This is a genomic window from Vulcanisaeta distributa DSM 14429, assembly GCF_000148385.1.
Lineage (GTDB): Archaea > Thermoproteota > Thermoprotei > Thermoproteales > Thermocladiaceae > Vulcanisaeta > Vulcanisaeta distributa.
The window spans coordinates 1,884,051-1,904,566 of sequence record NC_014537.1 but is presented as its reverse complement, the minus strand read 5'-3'; the positions used below and the strand labels follow the sequence as shown (position 1 = coordinate 1,904,566).

General features: G+C 44.3%; 19 protein-coding genes and 2 tRNA genes. 7 read left to right on the top strand and 14 right to left on the bottom strand.

Translation table 11 applies throughout. The features are described from left to right. Positions 1-19 precede the first annotated feature (19 nt). Together VDIS_RS09945 and VDIS_RS09940 are read left to right on the top strand one after the other, a co-directional pair. Positions 20-1,945 carry a S16 family serine protease gene (locus VDIS_RS09945; RefSeq protein WP_013337116.1) on the top strand — a complete coding sequence of 642 codons (1,926 nt, stop codon included), beginning with the start codon at positions 20-22 and terminating at the stop codon, positions 1,943-1,945. Between the two features lie 5 nt (positions 1,946-1,950). Then, entirely contained in the window at positions 1,951-2,565 is a 615-nt protein-coding gene (locus tag VDIS_RS09940; protein WP_013337115.1) for a hypothetical protein, read from the top strand. Between the two features lie 24 nt (positions 2,566-2,589). Here VDIS_RS09940 and VDIS_RS09935 read toward each other — a convergent pair whose 3' ends face one another. The 4 genes from VDIS_RS09935 to VDIS_RS09920 form a co-directional block, all read right to left on the bottom strand. Next, positions 2,590-3,411, bottom strand: a complete 822-nt coding sequence (locus VDIS_RS09935; protein WP_013337114.1) for a mechanosensitive ion channel family protein — start codon at positions 3,409-3,411, stop codon at positions 2,590-2,592. A gap of 193 nt (positions 3,412-3,604) precedes the next feature. Next, positions 3,605-3,692: transfer RNA gene (locus tag VDIS_RS09930), tRNA-Leu, on the bottom strand. Positions 3,693-3,805: 113 nt separating this feature from the next. Further along, positions 3,806-5,578 carry a hypothetical protein gene (locus VDIS_RS09925; RefSeq protein ID WP_052885824.1) on the bottom strand — a complete coding sequence of 591 codons (1,773 nt, stop codon included), beginning with the start codon at positions 5,576-5,578 and terminating at the stop codon, positions 3,806-3,808. Positions 5,579-5,697: 119 nt separating this feature from the next. Further along, a complete protein-coding gene (locus VDIS_RS09920; RefSeq protein ID WP_013337112.1) occupies positions 5,698-6,567 on the bottom strand; it encodes an amidohydrolase family protein in 870 nt (289 codons plus the stop codon). 86 nt (positions 6,568-6,653) lie between these two features. Between VDIS_RS09920 and VDIS_RS09915 the strand changes: the two genes are divergently transcribed. Next, positions 6,654-7,229 carry a class II aldolase/adducin family protein gene (locus VDIS_RS09915; RefSeq protein ID WP_013337111.1) on the top strand — a complete coding sequence of 192 codons (576 nt, stop codon included), beginning with the start codon at positions 6,654-6,656 and terminating at the stop codon, positions 7,227-7,229. 5 nt (positions 7,230-7,234) lie between these two features. On the opposite strand, the gene VDIS_RS09910 is transcribed toward VDIS_RS09915, so the two are convergent. The 5 genes from VDIS_RS09910 to VDIS_RS09890 all read right to left on the bottom strand — a co-directional run bounded on the left by VDIS_RS09910 (position 7,235) and on the right by VDIS_RS09890 (position 10,805). Then, complete coding sequence (locus tag VDIS_RS09910) at positions 7,235-7,939, bottom strand: DUF120 domain-containing protein (protein WP_013337110.1); 705 nt, start codon at positions 7,937-7,939, stop codon at positions 7,235-7,237. A 178-nt stretch (positions 7,940-8,117) separates the two neighbouring features. After that, on the bottom strand, positions 8,118-8,411 hold the full coding sequence (locus tag VDIS_RS09905) for a winged helix-turn-helix transcriptional regulator (protein ID WP_013337109.1): 294 nt from the start codon (positions 8,409-8,411) through the stop codon (positions 8,118-8,120). A 54-nt stretch (positions 8,412-8,465) separates the two neighbouring features. Then, positions 8,466-9,515: a hydroxymethylglutaryl-CoA synthase gene (locus tag VDIS_RS09900; protein ID WP_013337108.1), complete on the bottom strand. Its 1,050-nt coding sequence runs from the start codon at positions 9,513-9,515 to the stop codon at positions 8,466-8,468. Positions 9,516-9,545: 30 nt separating this feature from the next. Next, complete coding sequence (locus tag VDIS_RS09895) at positions 9,546-9,923, bottom strand: hypothetical protein (RefSeq protein WP_013337107.1); 378 nt, start codon at positions 9,921-9,923, stop codon at positions 9,546-9,548. A gap of 201 nt (positions 9,924-10,124) precedes the next feature. Beyond that, positions 10,125-10,805, bottom strand: coding sequence for a hypothetical protein (locus VDIS_RS09890; protein ID WP_013337106.1), 681 nt, complete (start codon positions 10,803-10,805; stop codon positions 10,125-10,127). A 505-nt stretch (positions 10,806-11,310) separates the two neighbouring features. Here VDIS_RS09890 and VDIS_RS09880 point away from each other — a divergent pair. Continuing rightward, a complete protein-coding gene (locus tag VDIS_RS09880; RefSeq protein WP_013337104.1) occupies positions 11,311-13,557 on the top strand; it encodes a CDC48 family AAA ATPase in 2,247 nt (748 codons plus the stop codon). Here the strand turns inward: VDIS_RS09880 and VDIS_RS09875 are convergent. Next, positions 13,543-14,256, bottom strand: coding sequence for an N-acetyltransferase (locus VDIS_RS09875; RefSeq protein ID WP_013337103.1), 714 nt, complete (start codon positions 14,254-14,256; stop codon positions 13,543-13,545). The genes VDIS_RS09880 and VDIS_RS09875 overlap by 15 nt on opposite strands. Before the next feature lie 55 nt (positions 14,257-14,311). On the opposite strand from VDIS_RS09875, the gene VDIS_RS09870 reads away from it, so the two are divergent. Both VDIS_RS09870 and VDIS_RS09865 read left to right on the top strand, forming a co-directional pair. Next, on the top strand, positions 14,312-14,893 hold the full coding sequence (locus VDIS_RS09870) for a hypothetical protein (RefSeq protein WP_013337102.1): 582 nt from the start codon (positions 14,312-14,314) through the stop codon (positions 14,891-14,893). Positions 14,894-14,977: 84 nt separating this feature from the next. After that, complete coding sequence (locus tag VDIS_RS09865) at positions 14,978-16,435, top strand: chromosome segregation ATPase (RefSeq protein WP_013337101.1); 1,458 nt, start codon at positions 14,978-14,980, stop codon at positions 16,433-16,435. Positions 16,436-16,464: 29 nt separating this feature from the next. Here the strand turns inward: VDIS_RS09865 and VDIS_RS09860 are convergent, their stop codons facing one another. The 4 genes from VDIS_RS09860 to VDIS_RS09845 all read right to left on the bottom strand — a co-directional run bounded on the left by VDIS_RS09860 (position 16,465) and on the right by VDIS_RS09845 (position 18,948). Beyond that, positions 16,465-16,779 carry a hypothetical protein gene (locus VDIS_RS09860; RefSeq protein ID WP_013337100.1) on the bottom strand — a complete coding sequence of 105 codons (315 nt, stop codon included), beginning with the start codon at positions 16,777-16,779 and terminating at the stop codon, positions 16,465-16,467. A gap of 6 nt (positions 16,780-16,785) precedes the next feature. Beyond that, positions 16,786-18,441 carry a lysine--tRNA ligase gene (gene lysS / locus VDIS_RS09855; protein WP_013337099.1) on the bottom strand — a complete coding sequence of 552 codons (1,656 nt, stop codon included), beginning with the start codon at positions 18,439-18,441 and terminating at the stop codon, positions 16,786-16,788. A gap of 50 nt (positions 18,442-18,491) precedes the next feature. Beyond that, the gene (locus VDIS_RS09850) at positions 18,492-18,776 is read right to left on the bottom strand and encodes a MoaD/ThiS family protein (protein WP_013337098.1); all 285 of its coding nucleotides are present in this window, start codon (positions 18,774-18,776) and stop codon (positions 18,492-18,494) included. 79 nt (positions 18,777-18,855) lie between these two features. After that, positions 18,856-18,948, bottom strand: a tRNA-Glu gene (locus VDIS_RS09845). A gap of 147 nt (positions 18,949-19,095) precedes the next feature. Between VDIS_RS09845 and VDIS_RS09840 the strand changes: the two genes are divergently transcribed. Continuing rightward, the gene (locus VDIS_RS09840) at positions 19,096-20,469 is read left to right on the top strand and encodes an alpha-amylase family glycosyl hydrolase (protein ID WP_245522506.1); all 1,374 of its coding nucleotides are present in this window, start codon (positions 19,096-19,098) and stop codon (positions 20,467-20,469) included. Positions 20,470-20,516: the final 47 nt, after the last annotated feature.

Genomic DNA, 20,516 nt, shown 5'->3' with positions numbered 1-20,516 from the left:
GGAATCACCGTCACCTTGTATGGCAAGACATAACAAGTCATTAGGCATTATAGTATTAATAATGTTAGCTTTGACATTGAGTGTATTTACGTATGCATTAGCGGGTGAGTGGCAGGAATTAACGGTATATGTTAGGTCAATAACCATACATGCGTTAGCCGTCTCATCGAACAACAGCGGTGCTGTAATCAATATAACGGTAACGGCCATGAAGCCAGGCTCAGGCTATGTATACGTTGCGTCGAGCCCATTACCAACCGCAGAGAGTGGCACATTCTTATCATCATCGCAGATAGCGGCGTTAGTCGCCACGTACTTAGCAAATCAACCATTCAATGAGTATAACTTCTTAATAAACGTTGAACCGACAACCCTCGAGATAGGTGGTCCATCAGCGAGTGGTTACATGACGGTTGCAATGTGGGCGTTAATAACGAACCACACTCTAAGCCCGGACGTCACCATGACCGGGATGATACTGCCTGATGGCTCAATTGGGCCCGTGGGTGGTTTACCGGCTAAGATCAAGGCAGCGGCTCAGGAGGGTTATGAAATAGTGCTGATACCCTATGGACAACAAATATACCAAACCAGCACTGGGCAGGTAATTAATTTAATAAGCTATGGAAGGAGCCTCGGCGTTGAAGTAATACCCATTATGGACGTTAGGCAAGCCATTTACTACTTCACGGGTGTGAGCATGTCAATACCAGCAATACCATCGCAGGCACTTAAGACTCAGGCATATGTTAATGTTACTAAATTCCTATGGATGAGGATATACAATAGGATAGTGAGCACGGGCGCCATAAACTCCACAGACCCAAATGTTTCCAAGTACATCAATGAGGCAATAAATTACGCTAACCAGGGCATGTACTACACGGCGGCAAGCCTTGGGTTCCAGGGATTAATTAATTATTACCAGGACGAAATGCAGAATTACACGGCCTCGCAATTAGAGGGCTTACTCAATCAATTAAGTAATGAATTGCAGTACTATGAAAATACGCTGCAGCATTACAATGTGACTACCGCGAACATAGACATAGTGATCGGTATTTATGATAGGATATTCGATGCTCAGCAATCATTAAGCGCGGCATCACAGGACTTGTCAAGCAATGATATTAGTGACGCGATAAGTAACCTCGCCTATGCCAAGGCTAGGATAGAGACCCTGGGTGATTGGCTGGCTGTATTGAACGCCATAAAGGGTGGGGCGCCAATATCGGAGAACTACCTCGAGGAATTAACAAGCATGTACCTGGTGTACGCGCAGTCAATAACCGAGTACACACTTTCACTATCAAATGCCGTGGGCGCATCGAGCCTCCTTCAAGGCATGAACTCCATAACCCAGGAGGTTCAGGAAGCCCAGAATAATTACCAAAATGGCCTTTACCCATTGGCGCTTGCGCAGAGTCTTGACGTCATATCGAGCAATGATGCGATGCTGCACCTATTATTTACGCCCGTGATAAATGGGCAGGTAAATACCCAATACCTAGTCAATATTACGGATTACGTGAAGGAATTGGCGGTGTTTAATACGTATGAGGCAGAAAACAACTGTAACCTATTCCCAATGCTTGCGATTTCATACATAGACTTCGGCAATTATTACCTAGCTGAATACAACTCAACAGGGGACGTAAATGACTTGGCAGCCGCACTCCAGCTCTATGAACTGGCGGCCTCATACTCGCAGGCACTCTATGAATTAGCATCATCAACAAACTCATGCAGCGCCGCATTCACAATATCGAGTATAGTACCAATAAGTGTAAATAATACCGTCAATGTATCATTAAACCCAGCACTCAACCCATCAACTAATTACAATGCAGCGGCCTTAACGGCGGGTATTGCATTAATCGCGCTGGCTGTGGGTATCGCGGTATTCTCAATAAAAAGCCTAAAAACAACCACACCTAGACCCTGATTATAATGAACATAACAGCACTATTAATAATGGACTTCCTCATAAGCTTCATAGGCAACGCACTACCATTCTTTGGAGAGGCATACACGGTATATGCCGCACTAACGTTACTAGGTATTAAATCGCCGATGCAGTACGTAGTCCTGGTAATTGCTGTAACGGCAATCGGCGCCTCAATTTCTAAGAACGTATCCTACGCCCTAGGTTACGCATTAAGGAAGCCCCTCAGGAGGACCAGCGCCGTGAAGCTAATAATGTTATTATCTAATAAGGCACCACTCTGTGTTTTAGTGATAATATTGGCGGCACTTCCTGGGTTGCCCCTTGACGATTATTTATACATAAGTACTGGGGCGGCGTCAATAAACCTGGCAAAACTAAATGCCTACATACTCATTGGCAAGCTAATAAAGGGCTCCGTGGAAATACCAATAGAGCTCCTCCTCTTCTCATCGCTATACGGATTACTGAAACCGAGCATGGCCTTATCAACATTCCAGTTAGTCATGGCCGTATTATTCACGGCACTCGCCTTCGTGATATTCAAAATTGATTGGATAAAGATATACGCAAAGCTTCAGAGGAGGATCAACATACTACCAAAGATAGACGAATTTTAATTTTTAAGCCGTGATGTGGTATACTTACGTCTGCACTATTCTCTTGGCAAGTGCGTATATTAATGGTATCACTATTATACCAAAGGCTATTGCCAAGCCCCATGCCATGGCGTAGATTATCTGCGTTATGTTTGCGAAGGGCTGCACGATAATGGCTACGGTGACCAATATGAAGATTGCGTAGAGAATTAACCTTGCATAGCCGAGCACAGCCTTCATCTCTGGGTGCTCCTTACTTATGTCATTGATCGCCTTATTAACAATGCTGAAGCTAAAGAGTAGGATTATTGACGCTATTATTATGTCGTAGAATAGGTACGGGCTTATATTGGGTATCCAGTAGAAGATCGCCAGGTTAGCGGCTATTGTTATTATCACAGCATAAAGACCAAACCTAAGCACATTAATTATCGTTGCAAGCAACTCATCAGTTGCACCCATCTTCTTCTGCATGTAATCAACCAGTAAATCAACGAGCAATAAGCCCAGAGTTAGTAAGATAATGGCACCAGCCAATGATGGCAGGTACTTGGCAATCATCGCAACCCAAACAGTGGCAGGCCCAAGACTCAGTACTGAGAAGGCTATGGCAAGCGCTATCAGGATTATAAAGGCCTCAACGGCACCAGCAATAATACTAACAATCTCAGGGCTCAAACCAGCCTGCTTAATCAACGCAGGCAGAAGTCTCTTAATAACCCTAGCCACAATAACGGCTATCGCATAACCTATCAATGCTATTATTATAAAAAGTATTATAGATGGTATAGCAAGTATCAACTCACTCAACATACTAGACAAGGCACTAGTTATTGAAGTAGTTACTTGAAGCACGAGACCGGACATCGCAGCCTATTCTTTGAGAACTTTTTTAAGCATTACGTATATATTAAAATTGAAATATTACTAAAAAGCGTATATAAAGATTAAAAATCAAAGCAATAAACACAATAGACTAAATTAAGTCGAACAAAGAATAGAACAAAACAAGGAAATAAATGACACTATAGGCATAACCTAAGTCATGAAGATTAATTACTGGTGCGGGGGGTGGGATTCGAACCCACGCAGGCCTTCGCCAGCGGATCTTGAGTCCGCCCCCTTTGACCAGGCTCGGGCACCCCCGCAAGATCAATAATCCCGTGCTCCCTTTTTAATCTTTGCCTCATGAGCCAATGTCAAGAATTATGGTAATTTGATTTTAGACTCGCTAAGATGATGGTTATATGAAGTTACGTGCTCATGTATTACATTGTAATCCACTGATTAATCCTCCCATGTTGTAATAATTCGTGGAATTCACAATAATACCCATTGGATAGAGGGACTGTGAACCACTTGTACTCGTTACCTTTGGGCTTCCAATAAATGTGACGTATAATGGCGTATACTGCGACGGTAAGTAGACGTACACAGTGGCGGTTAGGCCAAAGTTGTACTGGTTCACGAGTGCCGTATTCACAAATGCGCCGGCTATGGTTAAGGCTGAGGAAATCCCTATGCTAAGGTATTTTATGAATGTTAAAAGTGTTTGACTTAAACCCATGGCCTCCGCTATTTCAGGTGCTGCTAAGGCAAATAAACCGCCTATCATAAATGCCCAGCCAATTATGTTTGGGCTATAAGCACTTGTTATTGATGACAACGAGTATCCTATGTAGTATTGATTACCTGAATACCCTGTAAGCGGTGGTGCTGGCCCGCAGTATGAGCTTACTGTTGAGTATGCATCGTCAAGGTTGATGAGCATTTTTCCGTAATTTCTCGCCACATAGATTATGCCTAGGAAGGAGCCTGTCATTGAGCCATTGCCAACGTCCAGGTATGGGTAGACGTAGAGGTATGAGCCGGAGAAGTCCGTGGGCAGCGGCGCCAGGGTTTCCGTACCATTAGCCCAGAAGCCCGTTGGCTCAGAATAAAATGAGGTAGCTTCATATTCCTGGAAGGCCACGTAAGCGACGTAGGAGGGCAAGCCAATGTAGAAAAACCCACTGCCCGGCACGGTGTAATAAATAATGCCTGAGCTTACCTCTTCATTTAAAGAGCCATACTCAATAAATACGTCAGTAATACTACTAGGCATAGTAATTGTATATGTGTTACTGAATGTGTATGTTGGGCCCACAAGCACAAGCCCGTTAGGGACATTTATACCACTCTCATTAAGCACACCAAAGAGTCCTGAATCCTTTTGCGCAGTCCCACCAATATTACTGATTTTTATTTCCGCGTTAATGATGTTCCATAAATCAGAACCCCAACCAACGAACATTAAGGGTATGCCACCCTCAAACTCACTACATTGCTCGAGGACCCAATAGTAAGTAACAGTCTCGGTACTTGACGGTATTGGTGGATACGCAATGTTACTGCTTGATGAACAACTGCCTACGTACGTGAATCCAAATGGGTCATTACTACCATTGACCTGACCCGCCTGGGTGCTCTGCGTACTTACCTTCACAGCGGTGCCTTTGAGGGGTATCGCGTGGACTGGCCTTACTTTGTTGAATTCCGCATTTATCGATATTTCTATAGGCTTTTTCTCGATTATCCAGCTTGGGTTGTAGGGTATTGCCGCTATCACGGTCCAGGTCTCGTTATTGCTTCCGTAGGTTATGAAGGCCATTAGTGACGGCATGACGTTATTACCGTACTCGTCTAGCCAGATAGTGGCTACCTCGCTCATTATTGCGCCAGTCAAGTTTATGCTCACTGTACCTACTCCGTAGTAGTAACCCACCGTGTATATCCTCCTCGGCGTTATTGCGAATAGGCTTACGGTGAATGGGGCTGGAGTCCCGTTCACGTAGCCGTGGACTACTACCGTGGGTGCCGGGAGCATGGTTACGTTGTAGTAGTTTATTTCGTAGGCCTGCCCTGCGAGCGTCATGAAGAGCCTTGGTTGAGTTGATACTTGGGCTTGGGCTAGGGCTATGATGGTTATGGATAAGGCCGCCATCGAGAGCATCACTAGGGCTATTAGGCGTGGGTTACGGACCCACCTGGGCATAGACATCAACTCAGTACTTACTTACGGACTTTTTTTACCTTAGTTGTTCATAAAAGGTGGGCCGAGCAGGATTGAACAGTGGCTTGGCCGAGGCTTCGCGGCATTGATCGACTTGGTTTTTACCTATTTCTCGATAATGGCTTTAGGACCTTCCTTGGGTTGTCGTCCACGATCTTCTTCATGACCTCCCTCGGTATTGGTATGTTTAGGAATTCCCTTAGGTTTGCCTTTATGTCGTGAACCCCAGGGCCTGGGTAGTCACTGCCGTAAATTGCCTTGTCGCCTATCTCCGTAAGCCTTGGCAGGTACTCCAGGACCCTTCTCGGTGGTATGCTTGAGAGGTCAGCAATTATGTTCGGCCTTATCCTGATTAATTGGAACGCCGTGGGTACCCAGTTGGGCCTGCCCACGTGGGACATTATTATTGTCAGCCTTGGGAAGTCCACCGCAACGTCATCCACGAATATCGGGTCACCATACTTATTCCTAGCCCTTGAGAAGGCACTCGTTCCGGTATGTATGTATACCGGTAGTCCGTGGTCCTCTGCAAATTGATAAACAAGCTCAAGCTGCCTTAGACCGCCCTCCTCCGGCCTATACGCATTTGGCTTGAGCCACATGTGCGGCGGGTGTATCTTAATCGCGCTAATGCCGGCCTCGTACTGCCTCTCAAGCCAGTACCTGGTCTCCTCGATGGATAGCTCATTAGCCTCCACACCACCTATAACTGCAAACCTATCGGCATAGTCCCTAACGGCATCCACAACCCTTATCGCGTAATCCTCCTTCGCAATGCCCAACTTCCTAGATGGGTAGGCCATGATACCCACGTAATCAATATCCGCATCATCAAGTATCTTAACAACATCAGAGACGCTCATAGTTAGAGCCTCACGTGATGCGCCCCATTCCCTAAGGGCGAAGTTTATTAATTCTTCCGTGACCGTCTCCCTAAACACTATGTGGGTGTGGGCATCGATATAACCCATTAAATTATATGGCGCGCATACTACTGTTTATACGTTTTGCAGTGCATAGAGTATGTTTTTTATGCCCATCAAATAACGCCCCTTGTATGAATGAGGCATCCCTGAGAAGGATTATTGTTGAAATATTTAGGTTAGCATACGCGAGAAGGCTCGTAGACCTACTTGGCGGTAATGCAAGTGCTAGGCTAGGTGGTGATGAGGTATTAATCACGCCGACCTCAATGCCAAAGACACTCATAAAACCACAGAGTATTGTTAAGATTAAGCTTGATGGGACTATTGTGTCCGGCGGAAACCCCAGTAGTGAGTGGAGGATGCACGTGGGTATTTACAGGGTTAGGGATGATGTGAAGTTCATACTCCACACGCACCCGCCCAACATACTGGCTTTGACTAGGGCAGGTCTTAAAGTTGATTTATCGTTTAGTGAGGCTATTTCGTACGTTGGTGAAATCGCAGAAGTTCCTTACCTAAAACCAGGAAGCGCCGAGCTTGCCGATGCTGTCGCGAGGGCAGTGTCTAAGAAAAATATTACTGCCGTGATTCTAAGAAACCATGGGTTAGTCACGGTGGGTTCAACGCCATATGAGGCACTCAATAGGGCTGAGGTCCTTGAAAACCTCGCATACATAACATTACTTTCAAATTGCCTCACTAGGTAGTTAATTCATAGGGTTACTAATACCTCGATTTCATCACCATCCCTAAGGCCAAGCTTATCCCTTAACTTATAAGGCGATATGAGCTCTACGATGTCAGGCCCGTGATGCGTCCTCTCGATTAGCAGGACGGCGCCGGGTAATCCCTGAATAGTCGCCCTAAAGCACTTAACACCCCCGTAAGTCCTAACACCATTGCTAAAGCCCTCTATGTAAATGCCAGGCAGTGCGTCTAGGTAAAGCCTGTACTTAACGTACTCCGGCTTAAGCTTAATATTGAGGGTTCCAGGGTATGGCTTAAACCCAAGCTTCTCAACAAACTGCTTAACATAGCCATCAAGGCTCATGTAGAAGCCACCCTCACCAAGCCCGGAGACCACGTGGCCAACGAGCCTAATCACCAATCTTTCATCGAGGTAGTGCCTAATTGTGTCAATCACGAATTGAAGAGCCTCGGAAGCCCTTTGCGTGAATTTAATAGCTAACTGACCACTAACGGTGGATTTAATTATCAATCCCTCCTCAGCAAGCCTATTTATTATCTTAAATACATTCTGTGGCGTTGTGCCAATGTCATTGGCGAGCCTCGTTAGATTTATTACTACGTAGTCCTTATCGTTAATTCCGTACTTAACGAGTAGTATTAGGTATGGTATTCTTCGGAGGAGCTTATAATCAATTCCCAATGAAGCGCGGCTCACGGGATTTCCCATACACTTCGTATTGGCGTAAAGAACCCATTTATTAACGCTTCCTTCTAAATATGATAAGATAAATCATTGGAAATAAAGGTGATGGACATTCTCTAATCAGTGTGAGACAGTCTCGTCATTTTTACGGATTCTGCCCGCCTCATCACCCACCCCCCTATTTTGAAAGGAATTAAAAAGCCTAAGTCTCCCCTGCCGACTCCTCGCCCTCCATGACCTCCTCCTTAACCTCCTGTTCGAGTGCCTTAAGGGCCTCCTGGGCATTATCCGCAGCCTTCCAATAGGCCACCTTACCTCTCTTAATCTCCCTAATCAACCCATCCCTCTGGAGGAGCTTTAATGCATAAAAGACTTGGCTGTGGCTTAGGTTCGTCTTCTTGACAATCTCGTTGGTGGGTAACTCACCCTCCTTAATTAATAATTCCAGTATCTCCTTTTTCCTCTCCACGATTCGAACAGTCTGTTTGCGAGGCATTGCGTTGTTTTTTAACTGTTTATTTTTAAAGATTAAGAGGCCGACAAATCGATATTACTGAATCACCTTAATCAAGTTCCTGAATCTCAAGTAAAGTGCATAGTCTATGTATGCCTTATTCTCAAGGTAATAACTAACGGTCCTCGCCCTACCCACCTTCTCGGGTAATAAGTCCGTGGTGATTAGGCTGAAGGCATTCGACCCAGCACCACTACCGAAGGAGACCATCAATATCCTAGAGCCTGGCTTTGCATTCTCAAGTATGTTCGCGAGCCCTATCAATACTGCACCATTGTACGTATTACCAATCCTATCAACCACGATACCAAGCTTTACCTTATCAAGGGGTATACCAAGCATTTGAGCAACCCTCACCGGGAATCTGGCGTTTGGTTGATGAAATACAGCATAGTCAAAGTCACTTGGTTTAAGTCCCGTAGCCTCCATAAGCGCCTTCGCCGCATTCACAATATGCCTAAAATACGCAGGCTCGCCCGTGAATGACTCACCGTGTACTGCGTACGGTATGCCATCCCTACGCCAGAAGTCGGGTGTGTCTGAGTTGTATGCGTATACATGCTCAATCTCGGCGACGATACCATCGGACCCTATGACGTATGCGGCAGCGCCGCCAGATACCGTGTAATCGAGGTGTTCCCCTGGCTCTCCATGACTATGGTCAACGCCAACGGCAAGTCCATACTTAATTAGCCCGCTCTTAACAAGACCCATGGCATTCACTATGGCGTCTGAGCCAGCCTTACATGCGAATTCCATGTCAACAGCGAACGACTGCTTCCTCATCCCAAGAGCCTCAATTAATATTGAGGCTATGGGCTTAACGGCATACGGCTTCGACTCAGTACCAACAAATACCGAACCCAACTCCCTAGGATCAATACCCGCCCTCCTCAACGCATTTCTCGAGGCCTCCACCGCCATCGTAACCGCATCCTCATCAGGACCACCAACACTCCTCTCCTCAACCCAGTAAAGATCCTTAATCCTAAGCGGGTCATCACCCCATACCCTAGCGATTTCCTTTGTGCTTATTCTGAACCTTGGTATGTAGACACCCCACCCAACAATGCCTACCTTACCCACAGACTGTATTGCTTTATGTCCTTTTAAAATTTAGGGTTCACAGTCAATTTCCTCTGATGATGATAACTTCATTAATGCATGTATTATCTTCGCTTTTGTCTTCTCATTCTTAGTCTTCTTAAGTTTGCTGCAAAGTACCCTACGTATTGCATTTCGTAATTCATCATTCTTAACTATGGCCTTGAATGGGATGCTCACAATCATGTATCCCTTCCTCTGCCTTATGGAGACTTTTTCGTATATATTCCTTAACTTCTCATAAATCCTTAATGCCTTAATGGAATTCTTCGTTGAAAGTACGAGTCTTAGGTTATTATAGTCTATCGTGAATCTCTCGCCATATATTTCAACCTGTGACTCACCACGGATATACTTAAACTCTACGTTAGAGATCTTCTTTATACCCAACCACTTATCACCTTCTAATGCGTCCAGGACCTCTCCTAGAATGGGTGGTACAGCATCTAATATAGCCCTTGCTAATTTAACGGCATGGCTGTCGTAAAACGATATATTTGCAATGTTGTTCTTACTATTTAATATTGTATTTAATATTTAATGATTTACTTAATTTCTCGAGTATTGCTTTCCATTCCTCTAACTTTTCTTCTAGCTTGCTGCATTTACCGTAATCTCTATCCTCGCCCTTAACCTGCTTCTCCTTAAATACGCATTCGCATAGCCGTCACCCAGTATGCTCGTTAATAGAAAGATCAATAACGTCTTTTCATCAAGGTCTTTAGCGATCTTAAGTGCATTTTCTTTATATGATACGTGGTTGTTAGCCGTGAAAGACCACGTTATTGTTACGTCTTCAACGTTTACATTGATCGATTTTATACTTATGTATACATCTCCTGGATAAAGAAGTGCCCAAAATACTGCTTGCCATAGGCGTGTTGTCCTCATTCTGGGTTTATCCTTATTTTCTCCCTCATCTGTATTAGCAAGACCCAGCTTTGCTGCAAGGAGCATTTTGGCGAGTTCTTCGTATCTATTCCTATTTTTCACAAACTCCTTGAAGACATCTGGTATCCTCATTGTTGTGCCTGGGAAATCATTAAGTATTTGGACTATAACATCCCTATTCCTAATAATTTCTAAGGTGACGTGGCTTCCACGTACCGCGATTATTAATGAGCTTTCCGTCCTCCTAACAATTACTTCAGCCCTGCCATTTAATAAATCTTCAATGATCCTTCTTAATTCATTGGATACTCTATTCTTAATCCAATAATCATCATATTGATATAAGTACTTTAACATCTCATTAAGAATGTCATCAATCACCTTAGCTACCTTATCGTTTATTGTCTTAATTCTATCCTTACTATTGAATATTTTGATTTTCTCCTTATCTAACCATCACGGTATCCATACTCGCCAACGTAATAAACGGTAAAGAACTTCAATAAGTATTATAATAACCTCATTAATCGTCTTTAGATCATTGATCTCCCCACCGCACTTATACTTAGAATTATCCCTTTCACCCCAGCACAATCTGTTTTTCCTAATTAAATCCTCATCAATTTTAACACATGCGATTTTTAGATCCTGAGCAATACACATCGGTAATTTAATTTTTAAATGATTAATAAGGTCCTCAGGATGATCGCTAATGAGCACGAAATATTTTGTTAGATTAATGCGTGCCGTGCAATAATTTAAGTTAGGTATAAGTTAAGTCTGTGAAATTGAACTTATTAGTAAACGCATGGTATTGGCTTAGTGAGTTAGCAAGGTGAAGATAATTATATAAGCTGAGTTGAGGATTAAGCAGTGAGGATTAGTCATGGGTTCTAATAATGAGGTTAGTCTTAGGGTTGCGGAGGCTAGGACGAGGGATGTTGGTAGGCTCATTGTTAGGATTCCCCAGCGGTACATGAGGGTGCTTGGTATTGAGCCTGGGGAGTATGTTGAGATAGTTGGTAATAAGCGCAGTGCCTATGCTCAGGTATGGCCTGCCTACACTGATGATGAGGATAAGGACTACATAAGGATGGATGGTGTTTTAAGGCAGAATGCCGGTGTTAGTATTGGTGATGTTGTTAAGGTTAGGAAGGCTAACCTAAGGTCTGCGCAGAGGGTCACGATAGCGCCTGTTGGTGAGTACATTAGGGTTGACCCTGATTATCTCAAGAGGGCTTACCTGCTTGGTAAGCCTGTTTGGAAGGGCTCGATCATAGAGATACCGTATTACACGGGCTCCATTAGGTTCATGGTAACGAGCGTAACACCTGGGCCTGCTGCGTATGTTGGTATTGATACCGAGGTTCAGGTTAGGGAGGAGCCTGTCAGGGAGATGGAGTTAACAATGCCGAGGGTTACCTGGGAGGACATTGGTGATCTGGAGGAGGCGAAGAGGAAGATTAGAGAATTGATAGAGTTACCGTTGAGACACCCCGAGATCTTTAAACACCTTGGTATTGAGCCTCCCAAGGGTGTTCTCTTAATTGGCCCGCCGGGCACTGGTAAAACCCTCCTGGCAAAAGCCGTGGCTTCAGAGGCCAATGCCTACTTCATATCGATTAACGGCCCTGAAATAATGAGTAAGTATTATGGTGAGTCTGAGGCTAAGTTGAGGGAGATTTTTGAGGAGGCTAAGAAGAATGCTCCTGCCATTATCTTTATTGATGAGATTGATGCAATAGCACCAAAGAGGGAAGAAGTAACTGGAGAAGTTGAGAAGCGCGTTGTTGCCCAGCTACTCACATTAATGGATGGTTTGCAGGAGAGGGGCCAGGTAATCGTAATAGGAGCAACCAACAGACCAGAAGCCGTAGACCCAGCACTAAGAAGACCAGGAAGATTCGACAGAGAGATATACATAAGCATGCCCGATAAGAATGCGAGAAAGGAGATACTCCAGGTGCACACAAGGAATGTGCCGCTGTGTACTGAGGATGATGTTAAGGAGAAGATATGCGATCCAAGTGATGTTGTGAATATTGATGAGATTGCGGAGATGACTCACGGCTATACGGGGGCTGACCTAGCGGCATTAGTTAAGGAGGCCGCGATGATAAGGCTTAGGGAGGCTATAGACGTTACTAAGGAGATTGATTTGGATCAACCACAGATACCGCCTGAGCAGTTGGCCAGGATTAGGATTAGGATGAGGGACTTCCTAGAGGCCATGAAGTACATACAACCAACGGTGCTTAGGGAAGTCATTGTTGAGGTTCCTGAGGTTCACTGGGATGATATTGGTGGTTACGAGAACGTGAAGCAAGAGCTTAAGGAAATGGTTGAATGGCCACTTAAGTACCCAAGGTACTTTGAGGAGCTCGGTGTTGAGCCTCCTAAGGGTATTTTGTTGTTTGGTCCTCCTGGTACTGGTAAGACTCTTTTGGCTAAGGCTGTGGCTACGGAGAGTAATGCGAATTTTATTGCTGTTCGTGGTCCTGAAATACTGAGCAAGTGGTTCGGAGAAAGCGAGAGAGCAATCAGGGAAATATTCAAAAAAGCAAGAATGGCAGCACCATGCGTAATATTCTTCGACGAAATAGACGCAATAGCACCAGCAAGGGGCTTGAGGGTTGATAGTGGGGCCACTGATAGGATTGTTAATCAATTATTAGCCGAAATGGACGGTATCGCACCATTGAAGAATGTCGTGGTTATTGCGGCGACGAATAGAGCCGATATAATAGACCCAGCCTTATTAAGGCCAGGTAGGTTCGATAGGATTGTTTACGTACCACCACCCGATGCGAATGCCAGGTTTGAGATACTTAAGGTCCACATTAGGGGCTTAAAGCTCGCTGATGATGTTAAGGATGGAAACTATAAGTACCTCAGAGACCTGGCCAGAAGGACCGAGGGATACACAGGGGCTGATTTAGCGGCATTGGTTAGGGAAGCCGCGATGCTGGCTTTGAGAGAAACCATTAGGAGTAATACTAACCAGGTTAAGCCTGTCGGTATTGAGCATTTTGAAGAGGCCCTTAAGGTCGTTCCACCATCACTGTCTAAGCAGGATATTGCCAGATTTGAGGAGATGGCTAGAAACCTTAGGAGAACGTTAAGGGGCCTCTGATCTTTCATACTCAATCCTCTTTTTAATAAAAACATCGACGCTGTAGATGGGCCTGGCGGGCACACCGGCAACGACCTCCCCCGGTGGTACGTCCCTGGTCACGACAGCGCCAGCCGCAACCACAGCGTTCTCCCCAACCTCAATGCCCGCTATCAGGGTTGCGTTGGCGCCAATAACGGCGTTCCTCCTAATCTTAACGCCATCAAGTCTCCTACTCGGTGGGTATTTATCATTTGTTATCACGACATTGGGTCCCAGGAATACGTTATCCTCAATGACCGTACCCCTCGGTATGTAGACCATACTCTGTATACTAACGTTACTTCCGATTACCGTGTCCCCATCAATTATAACCCCAGACCCAATCCTAGTATTCGCACCAACCCTCGTATTCTCCCTAATTAACGCGTTATGCCCTGTCTCAACGCCATCGCCTATCTCCACATTCTCATAAATGATGACATTACTCCTAATTATACAGTTTCTACCAATTACTGCGCCACTACTGACATCATCCATTAACTGCTCAATGACTGAACCCTTATCTCTCACGCTCAGGAGCTTCGACCTTATTGGGTGACCTATAATAACGAGGGGTTCCACTATCGTACCCTCATTAATTACTGTGGGACCCAGCACTACTACGTTCCTGCTCACGTTTTTACTTAGTATTTTTGCCCTTGGGGATATGTACGTCATTAATTGGTAATCACAAGATAAATATTTAAGTAATTAATGCATTGGTTTATTTACAATGGGTTATTACCCAGCGCCACCCCCACCTCCACGTGAGGATCCAATAGCTAGGATTCTTAGGGAGTTGATGAACTTGAATAGTAAAGTTGATCAATTATCCAGGAACCTGGCAGATCTAAGTACTAGGGTTGAGAGCTTGGAGGGTAGGGTTAATGAAATTGAAAAATCCCTATCTAGTTTAATTAAGGCTCAGGAATTAGTCAGCGGCATAACTCCGCAGAGTATGGCTGAGTTAGTGGGCATGTTATCTAACACATTAAGGGAGTTGACGAGGATTGAGGCTTCGCTAATTGCGTATAGGGATTCAGTATCATCCTTGCAAAGTAAGATTGAGAATGCCGTGGATTTATTAGCGAAGACCACGATGGATTTGAGGGAGTATAGAGCTCTTGACGTTAACCAGGTTGTTGAGATCACGAATCAATTATCCAATGTTGCGACACGGCTTAATGAGCTTCAGAAATTAATTGAGGAGCAGGGTATTAGGTTGATCTCTGAGTATAGAAAAAGTTCTGAGATGATTGAGGGACTTAAGTCAGTTATTTTGGATGTCCTGGGTAAGGGTTCTGGCAAGACTTAGTTTTATGTTGTTTCTCATTACATTCAATTCCATTTAGAATAATAAAAGCAAAATATATTAGTTCCCCTATTTAAAATACGTACCGTGTTCAGGTCTAAGGAGGCATCAGAGCTTTACCAGAGGATTAACGACATAAGCAATTTACTCCAGGCATTACAGCAGAACGTTCAAGCACTAATTAATAGCGCCAATCAAATGCAGAAGAACCTTCAGGCCATTTCAGCCGGAATTGAGAGGAACGATAAAACGTTGCAAGACGCAATTAAGGTCATAAACTCATCAACCACAGACATAGCCAGTAGAGTCGCCCAAATGAATACCATCGTTAATCAATTCAACGACACAAGTAAGAAGCTTATGGACTCCCTATTTGACGCACTTGAGAAAATAAATAACCTCCTAGACAGACTTCAGGGATTATCAAGCAACATGCAACAGAGCCTCGTAAGTGTCAATACAACCCTTGAATCAATAAATAATAATGTTAAGGACCTAAATGCTAAAATTGAGAGCGGAGTTGATAAGGCATCAACCCTCGTTTCAGAGGTATCTAAGTTAAGCAATTTGCTGGCAGAATTGAACAAGGTATATAACGAGGTCCTTAATAGGGAGAAGGACCTGGAGAATAAGTTACTCGATATAAGTAGGAGGGAGAGTGATGTTTCGATCAGGGAGAAGAGCCTTGAGGAGCTTAGGCAAAGACTTGAGAGCGATAGGAAAGCACTTGAGGAGGAGAAAGCCAAGTTAGCTGAGATGAGCAGTGTGATGGCGTCCCTTATAGCCCTCTCTAATCAATTAACTGCGAGACTTAGCGATCTTGATAATAGAGAGAAGGACCTGGCTGAAAGGGAGAAGGCACTTAATGAGAAGGAGGCTAAGCTTAGGGATTGGGAGGTTGAGTTGAAGTCCCGTGAGCAGAGACTTGAGATGGAAGCTGTAAGGATTGACGCCGAGAATGCCAGGCTTAGGGAGTTGGAGAAGAGGGAGCAGGAGATTAAGGAGAGACTTGAGCAGTTGGCGCGGAGGGAGGCTGAACTTAAGGAGCTTGAGAGGAAGCTGAATGAGAGGCAGGAAATGCTGAATAAGCTAGAGGCTGAACTTAAGGATAAAGAGGGTAGGCTTAATTCTCTGGAGAACCTGCTTAAGGAGAGGGAGGACACGCTGAAGAAGCTTGATGAGGAGATTAATAAGAGGAGGAGGGAGCTTTTGGATAAGCTTGAGCCGTTAATAACGAAACTTGTTGAAGAGGAGAAGAGGCTCACGGATTGGGAGAAGAGACTTCTTGATAAGGAGAGGGAGTTAATGAATTACCAGAGGGCGTTAATTATTAGGGAGAATACATTGGTTGAGTTAAGGGAGAAGCTTGATAGGGAGAGGGAGGAGTTGGAGAGTAAGATGAGGGAGATTAATAAGATTGAAAGTGAGTGCCAAGACGTACGTAAGAAATACGAGCAGTTACTTAAGGAGAGGGAGGAGCTAATGAAGATCATTGAGAGTAAGGATAAGGAGCTTAATCAATTGAGGGCTCTGATTAAGAAGTAATTGAATTTAAATGAAGATAATTTATTATTTTAAATAACCACAATAAGCACATACGCGAAAACCAGAATTATGTTAACAATATTCAGGCCCAGTGAGAAAAACGCTAGAATTCTCTTTAATTTCCCAATTATCAATTCCCTATCTGTGTATGCGGTGTTAACGTCATACCACGTCTGCTTAATCGATAGAAATGATGCGAAGAAACTAATCAGTGCCAATACGAGTACTGTGATTTCAAGCGCAAAATTACCCTTGCTGGGTAAATACGTGCCGGCTAATGACGATAATAAAACGGCATACACAATCACAGCAAGGACTATGGCCGCTGTTAATAGCTTAGACATTAGTAATCACCTCAATGCATCCCTTAACCTATTAAGGACAAAATCCTTACCAAGCATTGCCAGGTAAGGCGCGATCCTTGGGCCGCTTGGCTTACCAAAGAATATTAGGTATGTGGCCTCAAAGAATGTCTTCTCAACATCCTTATTTTCCCTGGGGACCCTCTTCATCGCCTCCTTAATGTTATCCTCATTCCAAACATCAATCTTCTCAAGCTCCTGAAGTAGCAAGCCCAGTTTACTCCTTTGGATGTCTGTTAATGACGCCCTTATTGAATCAGGTAACTCATTAAGAACCCTAATCCTATATGTCTCAGGTGCATACTTATTGACCCAATTACGGGCCCTAATGAGCCTTGATTTAATCCTCTCACGGGATAGATCGTCCAATTCCTTAGTGAGTATCTTGGTCTCCTTCAGTCTCTTGATAACTCTCTCCATAAGTTCCTCCTCACCCAGTGATTGGGGTAATGTCTGGATAAGTGCAACGGCATGTAGGTATGGTAATTGGAAGGGCATTTCCTTAGGCAATGGTCTCCTTAGTTGTGCATACTCGTAGGACTTGATAATTAGGTCAAGGTAATCCTTCTCCTTAGGGCTTGGCTTGTCAACGCCATAGTAAAGGCGCTCAGCCCTATCATATATATCCACGTATTGATAGATAGAGTCGAGACTGAAGGTAAGCCTCTTCGTTGGTTCATGGAATATGTATATGTACCTAAGAACCTCAGGCTCCGCAACCTCAACCCACTCCCTCGGTGTAAAACCTATGAAGTCACTGCTACCCATATCGCCTACGTCCTTACCATTAACCACATAACCAACCCACTCATACCAAGTACCCAATGGTGGGTTGACACCATAAACGGTCTTCGCGATCTCAACTGCGGAGTCCCTGGAACCACCGGGCATTGCATGATCTTTGCCGTAAGGCTCAAAGTCAACCTGCAACGTGTACCAAACACCAACCCACTCAACCCTCCATGGAAGCTTACCATCAGTTAACTTAGCCCTACCAACATGGCCGCAATACGTGCACCTATACTCAACCTCGTACTTATCCAAATCCAGTTTCGTGACCTCCGCAGTACCAATCCTACCACAGTTCTCGCATATCGGTTCGAAGGGTATCCAGTCCTTTGGATACGGGTTCCTACCCCTATACTTATTAATGACCTCAATTAACTTCTCCCTATTCCTCATAGTCATTACTATAAACTCCCTCATCCTGGGATGCTCCCTGTACATTTCGCCGGTTGTTATAACCTCAACATTCTTTGCAAAATAATCAAGGTAATCACCAAAGTCCCTCCAGTAATGATCAACCCAGGACTTATGGCAACCCTTAGGGTCAGGAACGCGCTCGAGAGGCCATTCAACGTACTTCCTACCAACCTCAGGATTCAGGAACTGCTCAAGCTGCTTATCCTTACCCTTCCAGGGATCCATCGTGTATAGAGTCAGGACCTGCTTAACCCTTAATCCTGCATCCCTTAATTTCTCGGCGATGATGCTATTCAGTATTATCTCACCCCTAAGCCTACCAATGTGTTGAAGCCCAGAAACACTTAAGCCGCCGTTAAGTACGCACTCATCCTTACCCTCACTACGGCACCTCTCAAGAACTTGGTTCGCTATCCTATCAACCCAATGGGTATAACTCATTACTGTGAAAAGAACTAATACCAATTTATAAGTTATCCCATACCAACAGCTCAACCACCCTCAGCGGGCGGTAGAAACACTACCTCATCATTATCGTTAAGTTTCGTAGCAAGGCCATTAAGCCACTCAATGGCTTTACCATTAACTAGGACCACGTACTCACCCCTAAGCCTGCCATCACCATCAAGCACAGCCTCAGCAAACTTAGGATTGAACGTATGGGAAATGAGATCAATAAGATCACGTATAGAAAGGCCGTTTGGGGTTTCAAGTTCTATTCTAAATGCACCAACTAACTCATAAAGATCACCAAAAAACTTAACCTTAATCCTCACAAATCCAGGGGATTATGCACAGCATAAAAATTTAACTCAGGACAAGAAAATGAGTAAGAGATAAGAGAATAGAAATATCTGGTGCCCCGGCCGGGATTTGAACCCGGGTCACGGGCTATCTTCGCCTAAGCTCGAAAGGCCCACATACTTGACCGGGCTATACTACCGGGGCTCGTGAGTTCTTAAAAATACGTCGGTTTTTAAGCCTTTATTTCGTTACTCTTCATTTGGGTTAATTAATTTAAGTTCGTATTTTTGCGGTTGGTTAATGCCTATCACCGTATTTAAAAGCGGTAATCTCTATTTCGTTCGGTTCTCAGTGAATAAGCAGCCCAGGAGGGCCGCCTTTGTTATCGGTAGTTTTACGGCGTTTATGAAGCCTATTGAACTTGAGTTTTGTGGTCCTGATTATTGTGCTTACATCTCATTACCTCCGGGTAAGTATTACTATAGGTACTTAGTTGATGGTGAGGTGGTTCTTGATGATGGTCCTACGGAAAATGGATTCAATGTGCTTAAACTCGGTGGTTCTATTAGGAGGGTTCATGAGAATAGGCGTAGGTTGTTCAGGGCGATTTACGGTATTTTCGTTGATAGGTTTGGGTGTAAGAGGAAGGGCGGTCCTAGGGATAGGCTTGGTGGTGACTTATCCTTCATTACGGACAAGCTCAGTTATATTAGGTCTATGGGCTTTGATGCGATTTACTTAACGCCAATTTTCAGGGCGATGTCCTACCATAGGTACGATGTTGTTGATTACATTAATGTCGATGATGATCTAGGCGGTAATAATGCGTTTAAGGAATTACTAAGGAGAGCTCATGAACTTGGTATTAAGGTTATACTTGATTTACCCATACATCACACTGGTTCTGAGCACCCCGCCTTTAGGGCTGCTCTGAGTGGTGACCCTAAGTATTCTCACTGGTACTACATTTATAATGGTGATTATGAGAAGTTCATGGATGTTAAGAGGATGCCTAAGCTTAACATGAAGTTCGCCGGTGAGTGGGTTAAGGGTATCGTACTTCATTGGGCGTTGGTGGGTGTTGATGCCTTTAGGATCGATGTGGGCGCCGGCATACCACCCTGGTTTTTGTGGGACCTAAGGAACTTCATTAATAAGCCGTTAATCGCCGAGGTTTGGGGTGATCCATTTCTATGGAGAAATGCGGTTGATGGAGTTATGAATTACCAGGTCTGGGAACCGTTAATTAAGTTTCTTCGTGATGAAATTAACGCCGAGGATTTCGCCCAGGTGCTTAAGAGACAATTGAACGTATTACCAAAGCACTTCCTAATTAACTCCTGGCTCTTTGTGGATACACACGATACGCCAAGGGCAATAACAATGCTTAACAATGACATTGAGAAGTTTAAGGCGGCGTTAGCATTCATATACACCTGGATTGGGACCCCAATGCTTTACTACGGTGATGAGGTAATGCTTGAGGGAGGTCCTGACCCTGATAATAGGAGGTGTATGGATTGGAAAAGAGTTAACGGCCCCAATACCCTTCATGAATTCGTAAGAAGGCTTTCAGGACTAAACCTAATGCCTAGGCGTATAATAGTTAACTCAAGTGAATTGATTTATTATGATAATAAATTCGAGGTTAGGTTAAGTAATAGACCAAGGAGGTATGGTAGTGGCGTCTTAAGTGGTGATTACTTCATTATTAAGGGTAGATAACTTGCCAAAGATTATTGGTGCTTAATGGTCGTTAATAATTACATTAT